At 25.7% G+C, this 22,707-nt stretch carries 23 protein-coding genes and 1 other RNA gene; 4 read left to right on the forward strand and 20 right to left on the reverse strand.

All coding sequences use genetic code 11. The features are described from left to right. Positions 1-75: 75 nt before the first annotated feature. Positions 76-525, reverse strand: a complete 450-nt coding sequence (locus AC4FQW_RS05415) for an N-acetylmuramoyl-L-alanine amidase CwlD (protein WP_491147703.1) — start codon at positions 523-525, stop codon at positions 76-78. A gap of 135 nt (positions 526-660) precedes the next feature. Here AC4FQW_RS05415 and AC4FQW_RS05420 point away from each other — a divergent pair, with 135 nt between their 5' ends. Continuing rightward, entirely contained in the window at positions 661-1,158 is a 498-nt protein-coding gene (locus AC4FQW_RS05420; RefSeq protein WP_491147705.1) for a DUF4883 family protein, read from the forward strand. Between the two features lie 32 nt (positions 1,159-1,190). Here AC4FQW_RS05420 and folK read toward each other — a convergent pair whose 3' ends face one another. The 7 genes from folK to AC4FQW_RS05455 are packed head-to-tail and all read right to left on the reverse strand — an operon-like array spanning position 1,191 to position 6,541. Continuing rightward, positions 1,191-2,000, reverse strand: coding sequence for a 2-amino-4-hydroxy-6-hydroxymethyldihydropteridine diphosphokinase (gene folK / locus AC4FQW_RS05425; RefSeq protein WP_491147707.1), 810 nt, complete (start codon positions 1,998-2,000; stop codon positions 1,191-1,193). A 15-nt stretch (positions 2,001-2,015) separates the two neighbouring features. Continuing rightward, positions 2,016-2,825, reverse strand: a complete 810-nt coding sequence (gene folP, locus AC4FQW_RS05430; RefSeq protein ID WP_303129349.1) for a dihydropteroate synthase — start codon at positions 2,823-2,825, stop codon at positions 2,016-2,018. A gap of 19 nt (positions 2,826-2,844) precedes the next feature. Further along, positions 2,845-3,321 (reverse strand): HD domain-containing protein, encoded by a 477-nt coding sequence (locus AC4FQW_RS05435; RefSeq protein ID WP_491147709.1) that lies wholly within the window; start codon positions 3,319-3,321, stop codon positions 2,845-2,847. A 10-nt stretch (positions 3,322-3,331) separates the two neighbouring features. Further along, positions 3,332-3,883: a GTP cyclohydrolase I FolE gene (gene folE, locus AC4FQW_RS05440; RefSeq protein ID WP_303129346.1), complete on the reverse strand. Its 552-nt coding sequence runs from the start codon at positions 3,881-3,883 to the stop codon at positions 3,332-3,334. 21 nt (positions 3,884-3,904) lie between these two features. Further along, a complete protein-coding gene (locus AC4FQW_RS05445) occupies positions 3,905-4,651 on the reverse strand; it encodes an aminotransferase class IV (protein WP_491147711.1) in 747 nt (248 codons plus the stop codon). Next, complete coding sequence (pabB, locus tag AC4FQW_RS05450) at positions 4,648-5,961, reverse strand: aminodeoxychorismate synthase component I (RefSeq protein WP_491147713.1); 1,314 nt, start codon at positions 5,959-5,961, stop codon at positions 4,648-4,650. Before pabB ends, AC4FQW_RS05445 begins: the two co-directional genes overlap by 4 nt. Before the next feature lies 1 nt (position 5,962). Further along, positions 5,963-6,541 (reverse strand): anthranilate synthase component II, encoded by a 579-nt coding sequence (locus AC4FQW_RS05455; RefSeq protein ID WP_491147715.1) that lies wholly within the window; start codon positions 6,539-6,541, stop codon positions 5,963-5,965. A gap of 135 nt (positions 6,542-6,676) precedes the next feature. Here AC4FQW_RS05455 and AC4FQW_RS05460 point away from each other — a divergent pair, with 135 nt between their 5' ends. Continuing rightward, positions 6,677-7,510, forward strand: coding sequence for a PHP domain-containing protein (locus AC4FQW_RS05460; protein ID WP_491147717.1), 834 nt, complete (start codon positions 6,677-6,679; stop codon positions 7,508-7,510). A gap of 194 nt (positions 7,511-7,704) precedes the next feature. Here the strand turns inward: AC4FQW_RS05460 and AC4FQW_RS05465 are convergent, their stop codons facing one another. The 10 genes from AC4FQW_RS05465 to AC4FQW_RS05510 form a co-directional block, all read right to left on the reverse strand. Then, the gene (locus AC4FQW_RS05465; RefSeq protein ID WP_491147719.1) at positions 7,705-9,081 is read right to left on the reverse strand and encodes an aminopeptidase; all 1,377 of its coding nucleotides are present in this window, start codon (positions 9,079-9,081) and stop codon (positions 7,705-7,707) included. Positions 9,082-9,152: 71 nt separating this feature from the next. Next, a complete protein-coding gene (gene hprK / locus AC4FQW_RS05470) occupies positions 9,153-10,061 on the reverse strand; it encodes an HPr(Ser) kinase/phosphatase (RefSeq protein ID WP_303129385.1) in 909 nt (302 codons plus the stop codon). Between the two features lie 12 nt (positions 10,062-10,073). Beyond that, positions 10,074-10,265, reverse strand: coding sequence for a DUF896 domain-containing protein (locus AC4FQW_RS05475; protein WP_491148163.1), 192 nt, complete (start codon positions 10,263-10,265; stop codon positions 10,074-10,076). A 638-nt stretch (positions 10,266-10,903) separates the two neighbouring features. Then, a non-coding RNA gene (gene ssrS / locus AC4FQW_RS05480) (6S RNA) lies at positions 10,904-11,100 on the reverse strand. Positions 11,101-11,173: 73 nt separating this feature from the next. Next, positions 11,174-11,569, reverse strand: coding sequence for a hypothetical protein (locus AC4FQW_RS05485; RefSeq protein ID WP_491147722.1), 396 nt, complete (start codon positions 11,567-11,569; stop codon positions 11,174-11,176). Between the two features lie 17 nt (positions 11,570-11,586). After that, positions 11,587-11,829, reverse strand: a complete 243-nt coding sequence (locus AC4FQW_RS05490; RefSeq protein WP_491147724.1) for a DUF1292 domain-containing protein — start codon at positions 11,827-11,829, stop codon at positions 11,587-11,589. Between the two features lie 130 nt (positions 11,830-11,959). Continuing rightward, complete coding sequence (gene helD / locus AC4FQW_RS05495; protein WP_303129332.1) at positions 11,960-14,251, reverse strand: RNA polymerase recycling motor HelD; 2,292 nt, start codon at positions 14,249-14,251, stop codon at positions 11,960-11,962. A 201-nt stretch (positions 14,252-14,452) separates the two neighbouring features. Next, complete coding sequence (locus AC4FQW_RS05500; RefSeq protein WP_303129331.1) at positions 14,453-14,992, reverse strand: ECF transporter S component; 540 nt, start codon at positions 14,990-14,992, stop codon at positions 14,453-14,455. A gap of 65 nt (positions 14,993-15,057) precedes the next feature. Next, the gene (locus AC4FQW_RS05505; RefSeq protein ID WP_491147725.1) at positions 15,058-16,134 is read right to left on the reverse strand and encodes a pyridoxal phosphate-dependent aminotransferase; all 1,077 of its coding nucleotides are present in this window, start codon (positions 16,132-16,134) and stop codon (positions 15,058-15,060) included. 115 nt (positions 16,135-16,249) lie between these two features. Next, positions 16,250-17,623 (reverse strand): APC family permease, encoded by a 1,374-nt coding sequence (locus tag AC4FQW_RS05510; protein WP_491147726.1) that lies wholly within the window; start codon positions 17,621-17,623, stop codon positions 16,250-16,252. A 230-nt stretch (positions 17,624-17,853) separates the two neighbouring features. Here AC4FQW_RS05510 and AC4FQW_RS05515 point away from each other — a divergent pair, with 230 nt between their 5' ends. Further along, positions 17,854-18,987, forward strand: coding sequence for a DEAD/DEAH box helicase (locus AC4FQW_RS05515; protein ID WP_491147728.1), 1,134 nt, complete (start codon positions 17,854-17,856; stop codon positions 18,985-18,987). Between the two features lie 161 nt (positions 18,988-19,148). Here AC4FQW_RS05515 and AC4FQW_RS05520 read toward each other — a convergent pair whose 3' ends face one another. Next, a complete protein-coding gene (locus AC4FQW_RS05520; protein ID WP_491147730.1) occupies positions 19,149-21,128 on the reverse strand; it encodes a fructose-1,6-bisphosphatase in 1,980 nt (659 codons plus the stop codon). Between the two features lie 172 nt (positions 21,129-21,300). Between AC4FQW_RS05520 and AC4FQW_RS05525 the strand changes: the two genes are divergently transcribed. Further along, positions 21,301-21,816: a ferritin gene (locus AC4FQW_RS05525; RefSeq protein WP_303129322.1), complete on the forward strand. Its 516-nt coding sequence runs from the start codon at positions 21,301-21,303 to the stop codon at positions 21,814-21,816. A 14-nt stretch (positions 21,817-21,830) separates the two neighbouring features. Here the strand turns inward: AC4FQW_RS05525 and AC4FQW_RS05530 are convergent, their stop codons facing one another. After that, positions 21,831-22,469: a DUF488 domain-containing protein gene (locus tag AC4FQW_RS05530; RefSeq protein WP_303129320.1), complete on the reverse strand. Its 639-nt coding sequence runs from the start codon at positions 22,467-22,469 to the stop codon at positions 21,831-21,833. Positions 22,470-22,707 lie beyond the last annotated feature (238 nt).

Here is a 22,707-nt window from a genome sequence, read left to right on the forward strand (position 1 = left end):
TAATACTTTCAAAATTAAATAATTTATAGCTCATATTAAAATCAACATTCACTTAAAACATATTTAAAGTTAATATTAAAAATATTTATCTTTTATGCATTCTATGCAATAAAGTATACTTTTTATTAATTCATCTTTTTGTATTTTTTTATTATCTGTATTTAACTTTATAATTACAGTAGGAGCCTTTATATTTTTTATTAAATAAAACTCTTCACCTTTATTAATTCTTAAATTGTTAATACCAAATTTATTTAATAATTTTATAAATTTAATTGAAAAATATTTTGACAAAGTATTATTTTTATAATAAACATGAATATTATTTTGATTACTTTGAGTTTTAATTAATAAAAAAAAATCTAATTTTGCTGAGTTTGCTAATATAGCTTTTTTAAAAACTTCTTGACCTATAGGTTCACACTTATCTAAAGACATATTTACTACATAATATCCTTCGTTTTTTAGTTCATTAATTACTGCCCTGGAAATATCAAGATTATCTATATCTATACCAACTTTCATAAAAATACCTCCAAGGATTAAAATTTATTATATTATATTCAGTAAATTATAAAATGTTCTAAATTTACATAGATTAGAATAAGTTATTAAAGAATATAATTTCAAACTTATTTATAAAGATAAGGAGGTATTTTTTTGTTAAAACCTTTTAAATTTATGTTATTGTTTTTAAGTTTACTACTATTACAAGGTTGTACTTATAATTTTTCTCCAAGGTATTTTCATTTTGAAGAAAATGAAAGTAAAAATTATTATTATAATCAAATAAAAGAAAAACTATCTAATGGAGAAAAATATACTTTACAAGTTTTTGATACAAATATTTATAAATATTTTTCAGTAGATGAAAAGGATACTATAGTTCTTAAAAATTTTATTGATTCTTTAGATAATAGTAACTTCCTAGAAGAAGAAACTGATGATTTTAAATCAAAAGAAAAATTTAAATTAATAATTAATTTTAATGATTCTAATGAAGGAGAAAATAAATACATTTTTAAAATATATAATAAAACTTTTGCTAAGTTATATCCATTTGATGGTAGAATCAGTGAAGATATAATTAGCATGGATAACCTTCCAATTCATTATAATTTATATGATTTTTGCTCATATATTCAAAATAAAAAATAAGATGCAAAGAATTAACTCCTTGCATCTTATTTTTATAAATCTTCTAACATTTTAAATATTCTTTTTTTAGATAATGGATGTACTTTGTTTGGTGCTATTTCTGAAAGTGGCTTAAGTACAAATTCCCTCTCTTCCATTCTTGGGTGTGGAATTGTTACATATTCATCATCAGTTACTAAATCATCATAAAGAATAATATCTAAATCTATTATTCTTGGTCCCCATTTAACTATTCTCTCTCTTTTCATAGTCTTTTCTATATTTAATAATACTTCCATAAGTTCTCTTGGAGAAAGTACAGTTTTTATTTTAATAGCTCCATTTAAAAATTCATCTTGCTCTTTAAGTCCCCATGGCTCAGTTTTTATAAAACTTGAAACTTTATCTATAATAATTCCTTTTATATCTTCTAAATTATTAATTGCTTCTATTAAATTTTTTTCTTTATCACCTATATTACTTCCAATTGAAATATAAGCCTCGTGCCATCCTCTATTAATTTCAATAGCTGCATAGCTTAAATGTCTACCAATAGGTGCCCAAGGTTTTTTAACCTTAACCTTTGCATTTTTAATCATTCTATATTTTAATAATATATGTTCACAAACCTTTTCTCCAACAGTTTCTATTAAATCATAACTTTTTTCTGAAACTATTTTCTCAATTTCATAAACAAGTTCTCCATAATGAACTGAAGAATTTAAATCTCCTGTTTTTCCTGCTACAGAAAGATCTAATTCAAGTTCTATATCGAATATAAATTTTTGCCCTAATCTTTTTTCTTCTTCAAATACTCCATGATTTGCAAATATCTCTACATCCTTTAAGTGTATTTTATCCATATAAATTCCTCTTTTCTATTTTGCCTTAACTATAGCATCAGTCATTATGCAAGCTCTTTTATTTTCTAATACATCATGAACCCTAATAAACTCGCATCCTTTCATAATACCAATTACAGTTGTAGCAATAGTTCCCTCAACTCTCTGATCCTTAGGCAAATTTAAAGTTAATCCTATCATAGATTTTCTTGATGTTGCTAAAAGAACTGGATATCCCATATCTTTTATTTTTTCTAAATTATTCATAACTACTAAATTATCTTCTAAAGTTTTTGCAAAGCCTATACCTGGATCTAATATTATTTTTTCATCCTTAACACCAGCACTTTTTGCAATTTCTATACTTTCATTTAAATCTTCTATCATATCTTTCATTATATTTTTGTAATTTGTATTTTCTCTATTATGCATTAAAATACAAGGAACATCATATTTAACTGCAACATTTGCCATGTTTTTATCTCTTTTAAATCCCCATACATCATTTATTATATCTGCACCAGCTTTTATTGCAGCTTCTGCTGTTTCACTTTTATATGTATCTATTGATATTGGAATATCAAATTTTTCTTTTATTGCTTTTATTACAGGAACAACTCTTTTTATCTCTTCTTCTACACCAACAAATTTTGCATCAGGTCTTGTTGATTCACCACCAATATCTATAATATCTGCACCATCATTTATTAATTTTTCTGTTTGCTTAAGTGCAGCTTCTATACTATTAAATTTTCCTCCATCAGAAAAAGAATCCGGAGTAACATTTAATATTCCCATAATGTATGTTCTTTCACCTAAATTAAACTCTCTATTTCCAAGCCTCAATTTATATCACTCCTAAGTCTTAATATTTTATAATATGATTCTTTTTTTCATAATTCCAATAACAATTATTATAAGCTTTGCAATTATAACAGTTTCTAGATAACTTATCACTCATTTGTATTATTTTTTGAAAATCACTTTTTGCTAAATCTTCTCTATGTTCTTTTATAGCATCAATTATAATATTTTTTTCTTCTTCGCTAAATGATGTATCTTTTAATATTTCTCTACTTATTATTGCACTTCCTTCATGATGAGGTATACCTTCTTTATATTGAAGAACTCGTCCTATATCATGTAATAATGCTACTGCGTATATAAGTTCTTTTGAAATATTTAAATTTTCTTCAAGTATTTTTATATATGCAATTCTTGCTACATCTAAACTATGTTCCATATCATGCTTACAGAATTCTCTTTTTTCTTCTAGTTTTTCTAGTTCTTTTATAGATTTTTTAAATAAATCATTACTTAATATCTCATTTACTTTATTCATTAAAGTACCTCTATTTCATAAGTGAAAGAGCTTCGCTTCTAAGTGCTCTATCTTCTTTAAACATTCCTCTATATGAAGTTGTTATAGTTTTAGTACCTGGCTTTTTAACACCTCTCATTGTCATACAAGTATGCTCGCCTTCAATCATTACAATAACACCTTTAGCATCTAAATATTTCATTATATCATCTGCCACTTCTGAAGTTAGTTTTTCTTGAAGCTGTGGTTTCTTTGAATGTATATCAATAGTTCTTGCAAGTTTTGAAAGCCCTGCAACTTTACCATTTGGTATATATGCTATATGGGCTTTCCCAAAAAACGGAACTAAGTGATGTTCACACATTGAATAAAATACTATATCTTTTTCTATAACTAAATCATCATTTTCAACTGTAAATGATTTTTCTAAATATTCTTTTCCATCTTTATTTAATCCTGAAAATATTTCCTCATACATTCTATATACTCTATCTGGTGTCTCTAATAATCCCTCTCTATTTGGGTCTTCCCCTATACCTTCTAATATAAGTTTTACCCCTTCAATTATCTTTTCTTTATTCATAAAATACCTTCGCCCCCATTATTATAAAATTTCACTTTTGTATTTATCACTTATTATATCTATAAATTTATTTTTATCAAAGTTAAAATTATCTATTCTATTAACTTTTATTATTCCAACTAAACTATTAGTTAAAAATATTTCATCCATACCTATTAACATTTCTAAATTTATGTTTTCTTCATAAACCTTGAAATTTTTAGTTATCCATTGTCTAACGGTACCATTTAAAAGACCATTTTTTAAATTAGGAGTATAAATTTTTTTTTCTTTAATGCAAAATATATTTGCTACTGCTGTTTCACATAAAAATCCTTTTTCATTAAAAAATAATGCATCATCAAAACCATTTTCTATCGCTTTTCTCTTTTCAATTATATTTTCTATATAATTTACTGATTTTATTTTTGGCATTATAGATGTTGAATTTCTAAGTACACTGGATATTTTTAAACTTAGTCCTTTTTTGTACATATCTTCTGTATATGTATTATTTCTTAATGTTATAATTATATTTTTTTCTGTAACTGTTATTTTTAAAGCTTTATTATTACATTTCAAACTTTTTATATAATCAAATATAACCTCTTCTTCTTTTAAAGATATTTCTTTTATATTTAAAACATTAAGTGCTTCTTTAAGTCTTTTCATGTGAAATTCTAAAAATTTTGCCCCATTATTTATTAAGATTGTTTCAAATACTCCAGCACCAAAAAATATTCCGTTATCTATTTTTATATCTCCATCACCTATTATTATATTTCTCATTTAAGCACCTTCATTAAAGCCTTAGCTTTTTGAATAGTTTCTTCATACTCATCTTCTTCATTAGACTCATAGGTGATTCCACCACCAACTCCAAAATAAGCCTTATCATCTTTTTTTAATATAGTTCTTATTACTATGTTAAAATCACTATTTCCTCTTAAATCAAAATATCCTATAATTCCCGTATATAAATTTCTTTTAATTCCTTCAAGTTCTTCTATTATTTCCATTGCTCTTATCTTTGGTGCTCCAGTTATAGATCCACCTGGATAAGCTTCTCTTATACACTTAACAGCTGAATTTTCAGGTTTTAAATTTCCCTCTATTGTTGAAACAAGATGAAATACTGTAGCATATTCCTCTATTTTAAATAGTTCACTTACAATTACAGAATTTTTATCACAAACCTTACTTAAATCATTTCTTTCTAAATCAACAATCATTAAAAGTTCTGCTTTATCCTTTTCACTATTCTCAAGCTCTTTTCTATAAAAATCATCTTCATTTTTATTTTTTCCCCTAGGTCTTGTTCCTTTTATAGGTCTAGTTATTACTCTTCCGTCTTTGATTTGTATAAATCTTTCAGGAGATGAACTTATAATTTGAAAGTCATTATAATTTAAATAAGCGGAAAACGGAGCCTTATTTATACTTCTTAAATGACTATAAATATCAAAAGAATCCTTTGTACAATGGCAATAAAACCTTTGAGTCATATTGGCTATATATATATCACCATCTACTATATAATCTTTCATTCTTTTCACAGCTTTTATATACTGTTCTTTAGTAAAATTTGAATAAAATTTATTATTACCTTCCATAAAAGATTTTTCTTCTATTTTACTTCCACCTAATATTTTTTCTTCAATTTCATTTATTGATTCTTCTTTATTTTCAATAGCCGTTATAAAACATTTATTATTTAATAAGTCAAAAATTATTATATTGTTATAAAGTATAAATCTCATATTAGGAATATTAAAATCTTCCTTTGAAGTGTTTGGTAACTTTTCTATAAGTCTTCCTGCATCATAAGATATGTATCCTATATATCCACAAATAAGTGGTATATCACTTTTAAAATTAATTTTTTTATCATTTATTCTTTTTTCTAATTCTAAAAATGGATCATTAAAAGCTTTAGGTTCAAATACTTCAAGGGGATTTAACCCTATAAAAGAATATTTTGATAAATTTTCATCTTCTTTTGAACTATCTAAAAACACACTATTTTTTTCATCTTTAAATAAATTATATATATCAAAAGGAGTAAGATTAGTTTTTATTTCTTTAATTTTAAAATCCAAACTATTTTCCCTCCTTACATATTTTTATAAAATTATTTAAAACCTCATATCCATATTCAGTTAAAACTGCTTCTGGATGATATTGAACACCATATATTTTATAATGTTTATGTTTAATTCCCATAATAGCTCCATCTACAGCTCTTGCTGTTACTTCTAATTCTTCTGGTAAAGTTTCTTCATTTACAACTAGAGAATGATATCTAGTAACATTAAATTCCTTAGGAATATTTTTAAATATATTTTTCCCATCAGTAATTATTTTTGAAATTTTTCCATGCATTGGTCTTTTTCCTTTTATAATTTCACCACCAAAATACTCTCCTATACTTTGATGACCTAAACATATACCAAGAATAGGAAGCTTCCCTTTAAATTTACCTATTATGTTAAGCACTTCCCCTGCATCTTTTGGTGCTTTAGGTCCAGGTGATATAACTATACCATTAGGATTTAAATTTTTAATTAAATCTTCATTTATTTCATCATTTCTAAAAATAAGTACCTCTTCATTTAACTCATTAAAATATCTAACTAAGTTATACACAAATGAATCATAATTATCTATCATTATCAACATATTATAACCACCATTTTTCATATTTTTTATTACATTTATACTATCATTATGCTACAATACTTATAATATTTATTTTAAATTATAACACAGCTTCTTATATGAAAAAATATTTTAGATTGAAGGGATTTGAAATTTATGAAAAGAACAGATTTTCATGTACATACTAATTTTTCTGACGGTATACTGAGTCCAAAAAATGTTATTGATAGAGCAAAAAAGAATAATGTTTCAATACTTGCAATAACTGATCACGATACTGTAGATGGAATTATTGAAGCAATATCTGTAGCTAATGATAAAGATATTAAATTAATTCCTGGCATAGAACTTTCTTGTAATTATAATAATGAAAGTATTCACCTATTAGGATTTTTTAAAGATGATAGTTATAAATCTCAAGAATTATCAAATATATTAAATGAAATTAAAAATAGAAGAATTATAAGAGCAAAAAATATGATAGAAAAACTTAAAGAAAAATTTGACATAAATATAGATTTTAATAAAGTATTAGAATTAGGAGGAAATATAATAGCAAGACCTCATATTGCTAGAGCTATAATAGATGCTGGTTATCCATATACTCAAGATTATATTTTTGATAACTTTATAGGCAAAGATAAACCCGCTTATATTCCAACTACTAAAATTTCTTTAGAAGAAGGTATTGAAATACTTCATAAATTCAATGCTATAACAGTTTTAGCTCATCCTATATTAATTAAAAATACTCCATTAGAAGAATTTTTAAAATTTAAATTAGATGGAATCGAAGCAATATATTATTTAAATTCAAAAGAACAAGAAAAATATTTAATAAGTTTTGCTAAAAAAAATAATCTTTTAATAACAGCTGGTTCTGATTGTCATGGGGATTTTATAAATGACGATCGTCACGGTGATATAGGTGATATGAAACTTCCAGAAGAAGATTTATCTAAATTTTTAAAAGCACTAAATTTTAATTAAATTAAATGAGCACCTACTCTTTATTCAAGATATAGATGCTCTTATTTAAATTAAGAGGTGCCTTTTAATAATTCTTTAATTTATTATTTATCTTTTATTTCATTAATATATTTTATGATTAATTTTTAAATAATGAACTAATAAAATAAAAAAGGTACAAGTTATTTTTAATAACCTGTACCTTTTATTAAATTCTAAGCTTCTTTTAAGAAAGCTACATATCCTTTTTTAGTTTCAAATATATCAACCTTTGAAGCAATCTCCCATGGAGCATGCATATTTTGAAGTGCAACACCACAATCAATTACATTCATATTATATTGAGCTAAAATATAAGCGATTGTTCCACCGCCACCTTGATCTACCTTACCAAGTTCTGCTGTTTGGAATGATACATCATGTTTTTCCATAATTGCTCTAAGTTCTGCCATATACTCAGCATTTGCATCATTACATCCTGATTTTCCTCTAGCTCCTGTATATTTATTAAATACAATTCCTTTTCCAAAATACGCTGAATTTTTCTTTTCCATAACTGATGGATAATTTGGATCAAATGCAGCACTAACATCTGATGATAACATTTTTGAATTTGTTAAACATCTTCTTAATTTTATTTCTGAATAATCTCCAACTCTATCCATAACTTCAGCAACTATATTTTCAAAAAATCTTGATTGCATTCCTGTTGCTCCAATACTTCCAACCTCTTCTTTATCAACAAGTAAACATACACAAGTTTTATCTATCTTTTCTACCTCAGTTAATGCTAATAATGATGTATATGAACATACTCTATCATCATGTCCATAAGCCATAATCATACTTCTATCTAAACCATAATCTCTAGCTTTTCCTGCTGGAACAACTTCTATTTCTGCTGATAAAAAGTCTTCCTCTTCAAAATTATACTTTTCTTTAAGTATTTTTAAAATATTAGCTTTAACAGCATCCTTTTCTTCTCCTTTTAAAGGCATGCTTCCTACTAATACATTTAAATCTTCTCCTTCAATTACATTTGAACCTTTCTTAGTCATTTGATCAGATGAAAGGTGAACTAAAAGATCAGAAATACCAACTACAGGATCATTTTCTTCTTCTCCAACTACTACATTTATTTTAGTTCCATCTTTTTTCACTACAACACCATGTAAAGATAGTGGTAAAGTAACCCATTGGTACTTCTTAATTCCACCATAATAGTGAGTATCTAATAATGCTAAATCTGTATCTTCATATAAAGGATTTTGTTTTAAGTCTAATCTAGGTGAATCAATATGTGCTCCTAGTATTTTAAGACCCTTTTCCATTTTCTCATTTCCTATTACAAATAATGCTAATGTTTTCCCCATATTATTAGCATATACCTTGTCTCCTGGTTTTAAAGTTTCATTTGAGCTTATTACATCTTCTAAATCTCTAAATCCATGTTCTTTTGCGATTCTTATTGATTCATTAACGCATTCTCTTTCTGTTTTACATTTTGACATAAATTCTTTATATCCTTCATTAAATTCAAAAATTTCCTTTATGCCTTTTTCATCGTATTTTTCCCAAGCGTTTTTGCTCATTTTTAGTGCCTCCCTTTTTATTAACTTGCTTATATAATATTATTATCTAACAAGTAGATTTAATACTAATCTTAATCACTAATTTCGCCCATTCTACTTTCAATTATATCTACTGGTGTTTCATTAGACATAAGTGCATACCTAAAGTTTACAGCCGCTGCTTCAATTATTACAGCAATATTTCTTCCTGGTCTTATTGGCACAGTTAGTTTTCTAACAGGAACACCAAGAATATCCATATATTCATAGTCAGTTCCAAGTCTATCATAATCTCCATCATTTTTCCAATGTTCAAAATGCATTACAAGTTTTATATCCTTTTGTTGAAGTATTGAACTTAAGCCATATAATGCTGATACATCAATAATTCCTATACCTCTAACTTCAAGCATTCCTATAGTTATCCTTGGTGATGATCCTATAAGCTCCCCATCGGTTTCTTTTATATCAACAGCATCATCTGTTACCAATCTATGACCTCTTTTTATAAGCTCAAGGGCAACTTCGCTTTTGCCAATTCCACTTTCACCAGTTATAAGTATACCAATTCCGTAAACGTCTACCAAAACTCCATGTAGTCTAGTTTCAGGTGCAAGTTTATCTGACATATATACTGTAAGTTTACTAATAAACTTAGTTGTAACTAAATTACTTCTTAAAACCCAAATATTTTGTTTTTGTGCATATTTTATTAGTTCTTCATGTGGTTCAATTCCCCTTGTTATAATTACACATTTCATATTAAAACTAAAATATTTTTTTAGTCTTTTTCTTCTTAGTTCAACTTGCATATCATCTAAGAAGCTCCACTCAGCTTTTCCAATAATTTGTATTCTCTCTGGAGTAAAATAATTATAGAAACCTGATAACTGAAGTCCAGGTCTATTTACATCACTTACACTTATTACCTCTTCTGGATTGCCTTCTACTAAAACCTCCAAATTAAAATCTTTAATTAACTTTTCAACAGTTACCGCCATCACAATCACCCTTTATTTCTTTTTCTTAGGCTCTATCCCACTAAGTTGAACCTTAAAATTAGCTTTAACACTATCTATATATCTTCTTCTTAACTTTTGTTGTAATTCTTTTTCGTCTTCTGTTAATCCTTCTTCTTTACTTTTTTTATATATTTCATTTATTTTCTCTATAACATCATCTATCTTCATTTCATCTACATTCATATCTTTAGTATTCATTAATTTAGTCACTCCTTGAAAACTTTTTATTTACACTTATGTTTATTTTACCTATAAATAACTGTTTAATCAACTTTAATAACTATTGATTTAAAGTTTTACACAACTTATTTACATTTTAATAAATATTTTATTTTTATTTTTCGACAAATTAAATTTTATTCACTTATATTAATCTATTTTATACTGATTTTATTCTATTTTTATAATATTTAATATATATTTTTGTAAATATTTGTACTTTTATTTTAATTTACTTATTTCCAATAACTGTTATAATATGACTATAAATACATTTATTTTACAGATGAGGTGTTGTTTATGACGGTAAAAAAGATAAAAAAAAGAATAAAATACAGAAAGTTTTTATTAAATCTACTACTAAAATTTATAAATCCTTCTAATAAACTTATTGTCATACTTTCTCAAAATTTAGACAAAGATATAAGCACATACCAATGTCTTCTTTATAAAATCCACAAAAGAAATTACAAAGTAAAAACCTTCAATAAACTAGCAGCTTAAAAACTTTTTTTAAAATAAATGGAGTTAAGATACTCCATTTATTTTAAAAAAGTACAAAAAAAATACCTCAAAAGAGGTATTAATTTCTGTAATTATATAGCACCCCAACATGCCGTTTGCTTATATATTCAAAACCTGCTCCTCGCAGGTGGGTTCTGCTCATATTACCTCTCTGCCATCTTCCGTCATAATATGAAGCTAAATGCTTGAAGCCCGACATCAATAATAATATCGCAAATCCCGTATCTCATATGTAGGTTGAATACGATAAGCTTGGCGAACATCTCAGGTATGTTATGTTTTAATTATATCACAATTTTTTTTGAATTCAAGTAGTTTTTATATATACTTAAAAACCCTTTAATTTATTATAAGTAATCGTTTAACACTTCTTCTAATTCCATATCAAAGTCATCTGTACAAAACGCAGCAATAAACTTTATGTAGTCATTATTATTTCCATCTATTTTTACTTCTTGGAATACTCCTGAAATTTCTAATTCATCACTTACTTCTTCAATTATATTTTCTATATTATCTCTTGCTATATCTAATAAATATGGTATGTACCAATCTACTTTCCATTCATTACTATCTTCTTCTAAATCACTTTCTTCATTCGCATAAGCTCTAGCAGCATTAAGCTCTTCTCTATCAAAATCATAAAAAAATTCTAAAATAACTTTATCATCTTCTACTAATATTTCTTCAATTTCAGTTAATCCTTCTTGTTCTAATCTTTGTGATATTTCAAAAGCGTTCATTTATATTAACACTCTCCTTAGTATAAAAGCTTCTTATATTCTTTTTTTACAGCGATAAATTCTTTATCATCTTCTACAAGATTTAATTCCTCTTTATCATCTGTCTTGTCTATTCTAAATATAAATATATCTTCAGCTTCTTCCTCTACTGGTGTTAGTAGTAAGTATTCTTTTTCATCAAGAAATATTCTTGCTACTGCTTCAAAATCAACTTTATTTCCCTCTTCATCTTTAAAAGACATTATCTCTTTTTCTTCCATTAAATTATCCTCCTACTGTATATTCTTTTCTTATTATAAATACATTTTATTATAAACACAAACCTAATATAGGTAATTTTAAAAAAGAGTTAGATATTTTATATTCTAACTCTTTTTTATTTTAACCCATTTATTTTTTTATAAGATTTGTTATATTATCTAATTCTAATATATATTCTGTATGAAGTGCTCTAGTTAAAGAAACATATAATAATCTTTGATCTAGTGTACTATTTCCATCATAATTTTTATCACTTGGATTATAAATTATACTACAATCAAATTCTAATCCTTTAGTTAAATAAGATGGGATTATAATGTTATCAGATTTAGTTTCTTTTTCTTTTCCTTTTATCCTTTGAAACTTATTCTTACTTTTTTTCTTTAAAATCTTCTCAAGCTTTTCAGCTTCATTCGAATCTTTTGTTATTAAAGCAACAACACTTTTTCCTTCTTGGTGAGTCTTTTTTATTATTTCATCTACCTTTTCAGAAATTTCTATATCATCTTTTACTTTTATTATTTTAGGCTCCATACCGTGTCTTAATACCGGTATAGAATCTTTAAGTCCTAAATTTTGAGCTTTTAATGCTTCTTTTGCAAAATCTATAATTTCTACTGTTGAACGATAACTTTGACTTAAACTTATAAAGGTAGCTTTACCTTTAAAAAGTCCTTCTGTTACATCTTCCCATTTCTTTAATCCTTTATAATAATATATGCCTTGTGCTAAATCTCCAACTAAAGTTAAAGAATTTCCTCGTGCTAATTCATTTACTAAATAAATTTGAAATGGACTATAATCTTGAGCTTCATCTACAACTATATGTTTAAACTTCTCAGAGTCATCTATTCCCTCTAATAAAACTCTTATATATAATATTGCTGCTAAATCATCTTCATCTACAAAACCAGCTTCATATCTTTCATTAAATTCTTTTTTCATAAAATCAGCAAGAACTTCTGGAATTTTATCATCTGTTGCTATATCAAAAAGATCTTCGTCATTGAAAAATCCTTTATATATGTCAGTTGAGCTTATTCCTCTCCATGCCTTAAAATACTCATTTAATGCATTTTTTCCATTCTTTTTAATATTTTCTTTAACTTTATCTCTTTCATCATAAACTTGTATAAGTTTATTTCTTCTAGCTTCTGAATCCCCCTCTTCCATCTTTATATCTTTTATTTTTATATCCCAAGCTTTATCAACCTTTTGTATAACAGCTAATATTCTTTCCTTAAGTTTTAAACTTAAATATCTTTTTATTTCATCTTTTCTTTTATTTATTGGATATGCCTTTAAATCCTTTAAATATAATTTCATTATTTCTTTTCTTGTAAAAATAACTTGACCTGCAATTTCTATATCCTTTATATCTAATGCTTTGCTTTCTAATAAAGTAATATATCTATCAAGCATTACTTTAAAAGCTAATGATCCTCTAAGTTTTGCTGAATTTACTATTAACTTTTTCTTCTCTTCATCAGTTTCTTCCATAATGTTTTTTATTTTTTCATCTTTATTATATATTTTTCTTTTAATTTTAGCCTTTGATTTTACTAAATCCTCAAATGTACTCTGTTTTACTTCATGAGCACCAAGGTTTGGTAGTATTTCAGAAATATAATCTAAAAATAATTTATTTGGAGCAAGAACCAATATATCTTCTCCACTCATATTTTCTTTATATCTATATATTAAATAAGCAAGTCTATGAAGTGCTATTGTAGTTTTACCTGAACCTGCTGAACCTTGAACGATTATAGGAAGATTTCTTGGCCATCTTATTATCTCATTTTGTTCCTTTTGAATTGTAGCAACAACATCTTTAAGCTTTTTTCCTCTGCTTTCTTCAAGATTTATTTTAAGGAATTCATCAACAAGACCTTGGCCTTCTTCACCATTTATCATTATTTCATTTATACTCTCGTCAAATACTCTCTCCAATTCACGTTCATCATTAAATAAAAACTTTCTTTTAAGAGATAACTCCCCATCTATTATTCCAGCTGGTGCCTTATAATATGCTTCTCCCCCAGTTCCACTATAATAAAGATCTGCAACTGGTGCTCTCCAATCTACTACAATTTCATCTCCAGTTTCAGAGCTATTTATCCCATGTTTTCCTATATATATCTGTTCTACATCAGCTGATCTCTTTTCTCTAAAATCAACTCTACCAAAATATGGTGTATTATAAGCTTCCTCATATTTTTCTATATCTTTTTTAGCTAGATTTAAAGCCTTTTCTGTAGTATCCTTCTCTGCATTATACTTTCCCTTTAATGCTTTACTAAGCTCTGTAAACTTCTTGTTTACACCTTCTATATATTCTTCTTTTTGTTTTAGCTCCTCATCTATTAATTTTCTTTTTTCTATTAAGATATTTCTTTCTTCATCTAAAATAATATTACTCAAAATAACTACCTCATACTAAATTTTATTTACTAAAAAAGTATCAATATTCATTATATACTTAATCATAGATAATTTTAAAGTAAATTTATTATCGCATTCCAAATTTAACAAAAAACTAATCTTAATATATACTTTCTTATATTTAATTGTATTAATAAGAAAAATACTTTAATATAAAAAGAACTACTTAAAAAGTAGCTCTTACATTACAACTTCGTTCTTTTCTTTTACATTATCAAATAAAGTATAAATACTTTTATTTCTTCCTTTAGCCATTACATTAACAAGCCCATATCCTAACGCACTGTCTATCATATGATGAAGAACAGCTCCTACTCCAGTAACTATTATTAATTGATAAATATCAAATCCTATAAATGGTATAACTACTAATGCTTCAAGACCACCATGAATTATTGATGTAAATAATGACATTTTTAAATATGATTTATGCTTTTGAATATATTTTGCTCCAAAATATCCTACCACAATGTGAGTTGCAGCTCTAAAAACTACTGGCATTGGCATACCTGCTATCAAAAAACCAATAGTTGATCCGATTCCTGTAACAACTGCTACCATTGGTGATATTAAAATTGCTACAAACATAGGTACATGTGCAAAAAGTGTAGCACTAAATGGTGGTATATAAATCTTTAAAAAGCTAAATTGCACCGGAATAATAATTGCAAGTGCTATTAAAAGTGCAGCATATACCATTTGTTTAATTTTATTATTCATAAATACTCCCCCTATACTAGTGTATATACACTAGTATAAAGTATAATTTTACACATGTAAATCTTTTATTCTAGAATCTCTTTTAAATACCTTATTAATAAAGCATTTTCATCATGCTTAAGAACACAAACCCTAAAAAATTTATTATTAAGACCTTCAAAAGAAGAACAGTTTCTTATTATTATTCCTTTATTAGCTAACTTATCATATATATCCTCAGAAGTTATATCTGCTCTTTCAATTTTACATAATATAAAGTTTCCTCTACTTTCATATACCTTTATATCTTTAAAATTTTTAAGTTCTTTATTTAAATAATTTCTTTCATTAGTCATATGTAAAATTGTTTTTTCTATATACTTCTCATCTTTAAACATAGCTTCTCCAAGGATAGTTGCAAAAATATTTATATTCCATAAATCTAATTTATCTAATATATTATCTCTTACATCCTCATTTGATATAAGGCCATAACCCAATCTTATTCCTGGAGTTGAGAAAAATTTTGATGTTCCTCTTATAACAAATAAATTTTTATATTTATCAATTAAATTAGTTGATGAATAAACTTCCTTATTAGTAAATTCAATATAAGTTTCATCAACCATAACAAATGCATTTGTACTTTTTAAAATTTCTTCTATTTCTATTTGTGTAAATGCAAAACCTGTTGGATTATTAGGATTACAAATTATAATTAAATCAACCTTTGATTTTCTTATCTTCTCTTTAAAATCAATTAAGTCAACTACGAAATCATTTTCTTCTTTTGCAAAGTATTTTATTATATTACAGCCTATTTTTTTTAATTCTCTTTTATACTCAGAATATGATGGAGATAAAAGCATTGCATTTTTAGGATTAATATCTTTTATAAACGAAGCTATTAATTCAGTTGCTCCACTTCCTAATATAATATTTTTAAAATTACACTTACAATAATCTGAAATTACATTTTTAAGTTCTTTATATTCTGGGTCTGGATATATTGAAACCATATTTATGTTATCTATTACAGCTTGTTTTGCTTTTTCTGATGCTCCAAATGGATTTATATTTGAACTAAAGTCTAAAAAATCTTCTTTTTTAATTCCTAATTCATTTGCTAAATCAAATAAATTAGCCCCATGTTTAATTGCCATAAAAATTCCTCCTAATTACCTTTATATCTATATTATAGTAAAGTTTTTTAAAATTAATAAGGATTGCATCAAATAATGTTATTTTTAATTTGATACAATCCTTTATAAAATAATTTTATTTAAGTTCTGAATGATTTTTTCCATATAAAAAATATACAATTAATATACATACTAAAATTATTCCAAATATAACCCAAGTAATCTTTGTTAAATTAATCATTAAAATTATACAACATATTGCTCCTAATAAAGGTATAAATGGTACTAAAGGAGTTTTGAAACTTCTTTTTATGTTAGGATATTTTTTCCTAAATACTATTACTGAAAGAGAAACTATAGAATAAACAAGTAAAAATGCAATACTTGCAAAGTTAGCTAAATCCTTTAAATTAAAAAATCCAGCAAGAATTGAAGAAATTATACCAACTGTCCATAATGAAATAATTGGTGAACCTTTTTTGTTCTTTTTACTAAATATTTTAGGTAATAACCCATCTTCACTTATTTTAAGTAATATTTGAGAAGTTGCAAAATTTCCTGCGTATATAACTGCAAGTATTCCAATTACAGTACCAAGTGAAACTATAAATGCAGTTTCCGGTCTTTTTGCTAATTTTAATGTGTATGAAAGAGCATCTGGAACATCTAAATTTATATATGAAGTTATACCAGTTAAAACTAATGATACTCCTATATAAATAATTGCACACACAAAAAGTGATGTTAATAAACCTATTGGTAATGCCTTTTTAGGATTTTTTACATATGGTGCAGCTGATGCTGTTGCATCAAATCCACAATATGCAAAAAATACTGAAGCTGCTCCAGTCATAACTCCCGACATTTTATATGGTTCAAAAGGAACCCAATTTGAAGCTGACATATGCCTTGAACCAACTATTAAAAATAGTAATATAACACCTATTTTTATTAATACCATTATATTATCAACAATCTTACTTGAACCTGTTCCTCCAGATATAACAAAAGTTATAAATAATATAGCTAATATAGCCGGTAAGTTTATAATTCCTCCCTGAGATGGTATATTGGTAAAAGATTTTGGAATATGTATATTAATTACATCAAGTAAACTTAATAAATAACTTCCCCATCCTGATGCAACTGTTGCAGCCGATAAAATATATGCTATTACAACACACATTCCAACTATAAATGCTATTACCTCTCCAAAAGTTAAATAAGCAAATGTATAAGACCCTCCTGAACTTTGTATACTAGCACTAAGTTCAGCATAACAAAGTACTATAAAAGCTGCTGCAATAGCACTTAATGCAAAAGAAATTGCAACAGCAGGTCCAGCTTCTTTTGCTGCAACTATTCCTGTAAGAACCATTACTCCAGTACCAATTACTGAACCAATACTCATAAGTGTTAAGTCAAGAGTTCCTAAATGCTTTTGTGAATCTTTTATATTAGCAGAAAATTTGTCAATATTCTGCGTTCTAAATATATTCAACTCATCCACCCTCTTTTTCCTAAAAAATTACTATTATATTTAATTTTTTATTAATAAAACATAAAATATATTATATAATTTTCATTATTAATTATATCAATATTTACAACTAATTTATTATTAACTTTTTTGCTAAAGAGTTAATATTTATTTGTTTTATTTTATAATTTAAGTACACTTTTCTTTATATTATGTATATACTATAAGTTATGACTATCTAACATAGGAGGATAAAATTTATGAATACATTTCAAGATTTGAATTTAAGCAATAACATAATAGAAGGCTTAAAAAAACAATCAATTGATACACCAACTGAAATACAAGCTTTAACTATTCCAGAAATTTTACTTAATAAGGATGTTATAGGTGAAGCTCATACAGGAAGCGGAAAAACTCTTGCTTTTTTAGCACCACTTTTTGAAAAAATAGATAAAAATACTCAAGGAGTTCAAGTTTTGATTCTTGCTCCAACTAGAGAACTTGTTATACAAATTGAAAAACAATGTAAGCTACTAGCACAAAATTCTGATATAAATATTAGTTCTACACCAATTATTGGTGATGTAAATATGGATAAACAAATAAAAAAATTAAAAGAAGCTAAACCTAATATAGTAATTGGAACCCCAGGTAGAGTTTTAGATTTAATTAAAAAGAAAAAAATTAAAGCTCATACTATAAAAACTATAGTTCTTGATGAAGGTGATAATTTATTAGATAATACTCACTTAAGAACTGTACAAGATATAATTAAAAGTACTATGAGAGATAGACAACTTTTAGTGTTCTCTGCGACTATAAGTCCAAAAGCTATGGATATCCTTAAAGATTTAATGAAAGAACCTGTTATTTTTAAAAATAAAGAAAAAATTTCTTTAAATCCTAATATTGAACACATATATATTGAAGTTGAAGAAAGAGATAAACCAGAAGTACTAAGAAAACTTGTTGCAGCTGAAAATCCTTCTAAAACTTTAGTATTTATCAATCGCGGATTTAATGTTGAACTTATAGCTGATAAACTTAATTATCATCACAAAAACGCTTTTGCTATGCATAAAAGAATTACTAAAGAACAAAGACAACAAGCTCTTGAGAAATTTAGAAATGGTTCTATAGATATACTTGTTTCTTCTGATATTTCTGCAAGAGGTTTAGATATCCCTAATATATCTCATATTATTAACTTAGACTTTCCAATTAATGCTAATGAATATTTACATAGAGCTGGAAGAACTGCTAGGGGTAATAATAAAGGTATTACAGTTTCTTTAGTTACACCTAAAGAACTTAGAAACCTTAAACAATATGAAAAGCAATTTAAAATAAAGTTTAAGAAAATGGAATTATCTCACGGAAAACTTATTTAACTATTAAAAATATGGTACTTAAAGTAATATATTTTATTACTTTAAGTACCATATCATTATATAATAATTACAGTATCTTTAAGCCATTTATTATTATATATTAAAATTTATTTTTATATTTACCCTATTACTTTCTTATAAAAACTTTTGTTTAATGGAATTCATCTTTTTTCTTTTATTAATCCTTTTCTGTATGCTTCTAAAAGCATTTTTAATTCCTTTATTTGATTTTTAAGCTCCATTCCTATATCAGTATCTCCAACTCTTTTTCTATCAAGTTTTCTCTCAACAACTATACTAGTTGATAAAATATCATTTTCTTCAATAATAGCATTTTCTATTGATTCAAATGGTTGATGTGATACTAATTGAAGCCCATAAGAATTATATATTAAAGTGTATCCTGCAATTCCAGTATCTTTTCTATAAGCTTTTGCAAACCCACCATCTATAACTAAAACTCTTCCACCACACTTTATTGGACTTTCTCCTAGCTTTTCTTTTACAGGAACATGTCCATTAATTATCTTTGATTCTTCAACATCTAAATCAAATTCTTTTAATATTTTTGAAACTATCTCTTCATCATTTCTATATGCATAATATGGATTTTTAGCCTCTATATGAGTTTTTTTATCTTCTATAAAATATCTTTCAAAAGTTGTCATCTCTTCTTTACCAAATAAAGATGATACAGGACCAGTCCATAAATACCACATAATATCCATACCATATAACTTTTCTTTAGTTCCTACTTTATTAAAATATCCTTCTCTTGCTAATGCATCAAATTTTTCTAATAATTTTCTTCCATAATATTTTTTACCATTTATAGTAAAGCTTTTAAAAGTTCCATCTTCATTTAAAGGTATACATCCATGAAGTAATAAATTTTTATTGTAAGTAAGATACATGCTTCCTTTTGAAAATAAAAATGTTATATGCCTTTGTAATTTATCACTATTTACAAATGATATTTGCAACTTTTCAATTAATTTTTCCTCTTCTTCTGTAAGCTTAAATGGATTTTTAGGGTCTATAGTTGGAAAATAACAATCCTTTAATTTATATTCTTTGCCCTTTATTATAATTGTTCCTTTATCATAATCTATTTTGTCTAAAAGTAACCTATTGTCTAATTTAAATTCTGGTCTTCTCTTTATTATTTTTTCTTCTAATTTAAATTGTATTATTGAAATTGCTTTATGCATTTTTGCTGTTAAATCCATCTCAAACTTTCCATACCTACTAGCATCACTAACTTTTGGCATAAATTCTATACATGGATCATCTTTGTAATATTTAAGTGCAAATGTTGCAAGAGGCATAATATTTATTCCATAACTGTCTTCTAATGTATCAAGACTCCCATATCTTGTAGCTATCCTTATAACATTGGCCATACAAGTTTTTTCTCCTGCTGCTGCCCCCATCCAAAGCATATCATGATTTCCCCATTCAATATCAACAGAATGATGTTCCATAAGCTTTTCCATTATTATATCAGCTCTAGGCCCTCTATCATATATATCTCCTAATATATGCAATCTGTCTATAACTAATCTTTGAATAAGATTTGATAAAGCTATAATAAATTCTTTTGCTCTTCCTATATCTATAATTGTTGTAATTATTCCATCATAATACTCTTGCTTATTTATACCATAAAATTGTTCATGCAATAATTCTTCAATTACATAACTGAAATCTTTTGGTAGTGCTTTTCTTACCTTTGATCTAGTATACTTTGATGATTCACTTCTACAAAGTTCTATAAGCCTATATAAATTAACCCTATACCAGTCATCTATATTTTCTTGTTCTCTTAAAACTATATCTATTTTTTGTTCCGGATAATAAACTAATGTTGCTAAACTCTTTTTCTCACTATCCATAAGAGATTTTCCAAATACCCTATCTATTTTTCTTTTAATAACACCAGAGCCATTTTTAAGTACATGTACAAATGGTTCATATTCTCCATGTAAATCAGTTAAAAAATGTTCTGTTCCCTTTGGTAAGTTTAATATAGCAGCTAAATTTATTATTTCCGTTGAAGCTTCTGCAACTGTTTTATATTGCATTGATAAAAGTTTTAAATACTTTAAATTTTTAATAATTTCTTCATCACTAATAACCATTTTCTCAATCCCCTCATTGTAACCGTTTAATAAATTATATAACATTTTTAATATTTATCCAAATTTATAATTTTTTATATAAATAAGCTTTATTTAATTGATAATTTACTGCTTAAGGGGTACAATACCTATTAAGTGATATTTTATTTTAAGGTATAAAGGAGAGAAACAAATGTTAAGTGAAAATCTATTAAATAATCTTAATGAACAAGTAAATTTTGAATTTTACTCATCTTATGTATATCTATCAATGGCAGCATATGCTGAATCAGTTGATCTAAGTGGATTTGCAAACTTTTTTAGAGTACAAGCACAAGAAGAATTAGCTCATGCAATGAAATTTTATGATTACATATTCCAAAAGAACGGAAAAGTTACTTTAGATAATATTCCTAAACCTAAAGCTGACTTTGAAAGCATAATTGATGTTTTCCAAAAAGGTTACGAACACGAACAATTAGTTACAAGTAGAATTTATAAATTAGCTGATATTGCTTCTGAAGAAAGAGAACATGCTACAATGAGCTTACTTAATTGGTTTATTGATGAACAAGTTGAAGAAGAAAATAATTTCAACTCTCTTTTAAAAAGAGTTAAAAGGTCAGAAGGAAATCCAGCTGCTATATATATGATGGATGATGAACTTGCAAAAAGAGTTTTTGTTCCTATAAATAATAACGGACAATAATAAAATCTAAAAAGCTACTTTACTATATTAGTGGTAGCTTTTTTTAAATTCTCTATTCTATATCCAATATCTTTATTAGCTAATTTATAGCATTCTTTTATCATTTCTTCTTCACTCATAGCTGTTCCAAGAAGTGAATCAATTGTTAATTGATTTCTATCCTTAAAATACTTTTCTAATAAAAACTTTTCTATATCTTTTTGTGATGCAATCTCTAAATTATCTAATATATGATTAACATTAAATCCATTACTTGATAAATATTTTCCTATTAAAATTCCTCTTTGACATCTTATAGGATCTTGCATTGCACCAAGTATTGCTATTTTATATCCTTTTTTGCATCCGTTTCTAAGTCTATTAACACCATTTTGAAATTCTTTTTCCTTTATAACTTTATCAAAATCTGCAAAACCTTCATTATTATATGATAACTTATTAACCCTTTTTGCTGCTAATTCCATTCCCATATAAATATAATAAAAACCTTCACTTAACAATGTTTTTTTAATATTTTCTTTATCAAATTGTTTATTATATTTAGAATATGGAATAGCTCTAGTATCTACTATGCAATTAATATTAAACATCTTAAGCATTTCTATAAATTTCTCCATACTATAATTTGAATGACCTATTGTATATATATCCATATTCATCCCCCTTATCTTAAATTTAAATCTATATAACTTAATTTATTTATGTAAATTTAATAAACAATTCTATAATAATTATAGTAAATTTTTCATTAAATATTTTATTTACATATTTCTATAAAAGCTCACAATATCGTTAATAGCAACTTTATTATAATAGTATTTTTCTATCTTTATTAATAATTTTAACCATAATTCTTACTTTAAATAAGTTTACTTAAATATTATGTGCAAA

It is taken from the genome of Clostridium sp. TJA085, assembly GCF_058310235.1.

Bases quoted from the DNA above. Each gene is read 5' to 3' on its own strand.
- AC4FQW_RS05465 (WP_491147719.1), bottom strand. From the start codon at position 9,081: ATGAGCAAAAACGCTTGGGAAAAATACGATGAAAAAGGCATAAAGGAA.
- AC4FQW_RS05415 (WP_491147703.1), bottom strand. From the start codon at position 525: ATGAAAGTTGGTATAGATATAGATAATCTTGATATTTCCAGGGCAGTA.
- AC4FQW_RS05500 (WP_303129331.1), bottom strand. From the start codon at position 14,992: ATGAATAATAAAATTAAACAAATGGTATATGCTGCACTTTTAATAGCA.
- AC4FQW_RS05460 (WP_491147717.1), top strand. From the start codon at position 6,677: ATGAAAAGAACAGATTTTCATGTACATACTAATTTTTCTGACGGTATA.
- AC4FQW_RS05505 (WP_491147725.1), bottom strand. From the start codon at position 16,134: ATGGCAATTAAACATGGGGCTAATTTATTTGATTTAGCAAATGAATTA.
- AC4FQW_RS05435 (WP_491147709.1), bottom strand. From the start codon at position 3,321: ATGAATAAAGTAAATGAGATATTAAGTAATGATTTATTTAAAAAATCT.
- AC4FQW_RS05525 (WP_303129322.1), top strand. From the start codon at position 21,301: ATGTTAAGTGAAAATCTATTAAATAATCTTAATGAACAAGTAAATTTT.
- hprK (WP_303129385.1), bottom strand. From the start codon at position 10,061: ATGGCGGTAACTGTTGAAAAGTTAATTAAAGATTTTAATTTGGAGGTT.
- AC4FQW_RS05445 (WP_491147711.1), bottom strand. From the start codon at position 4,651: ATGAGAAATATAATAATAGGTGATGGAGATATAAAAATAGATAACGGA.
- folK (WP_491147707.1), bottom strand. From the start codon at position 2,000: ATGGATAAAATACACTTAAAGGATGTAGAGATATTTGCAAATCATGGA.
- AC4FQW_RS05530 (WP_303129320.1), bottom strand. From the start codon at position 22,469: ATGGATATATATACAATAGGTCATTCAAATTATAGTATGGAGAAATTT.
- AC4FQW_RS05455 (WP_491147715.1), bottom strand. From the start codon at position 6,541: ATGTTGATAATGATAGATAATTATGATTCATTTGTGTATAACTTAGTT.
- AC4FQW_RS05475 (WP_491148163.1), bottom strand. From the start codon at position 10,265: ATGAATGTAGATGAAATGAAGATAGATGATGTTATAGAGAAAATAAAT.
- AC4FQW_RS05485 (WP_491147722.1), bottom strand. From the start codon at position 11,569: ATGAACGCTTTTGAAATATCACAAAGATTAGAACAAGAAGGATTAACT.
- AC4FQW_RS05515 (WP_491147728.1), top strand. From the start codon at position 17,854: ATGAATACATTTCAAGATTTGAATTTAAGCAATAACATAATAGAAGGC.
- AC4FQW_RS05520 (WP_491147730.1), bottom strand. From the start codon at position 21,128: ATGGTTATTAGTGATGAAGAAATTATTAAAAATTTAAAGTATTTAAAA.
- folE (WP_303129346.1), bottom strand. From the start codon at position 3,883: ATGAATAAAGAAAAGATAATTGAAGGGGTAAAACTTATATTAGAAGGT.
- AC4FQW_RS05490 (WP_491147724.1), bottom strand. From the start codon at position 11,829: ATGGAAGAAAAAGAGATAATGTCTTTTAAAGATGAAGAGGGAAATAAA.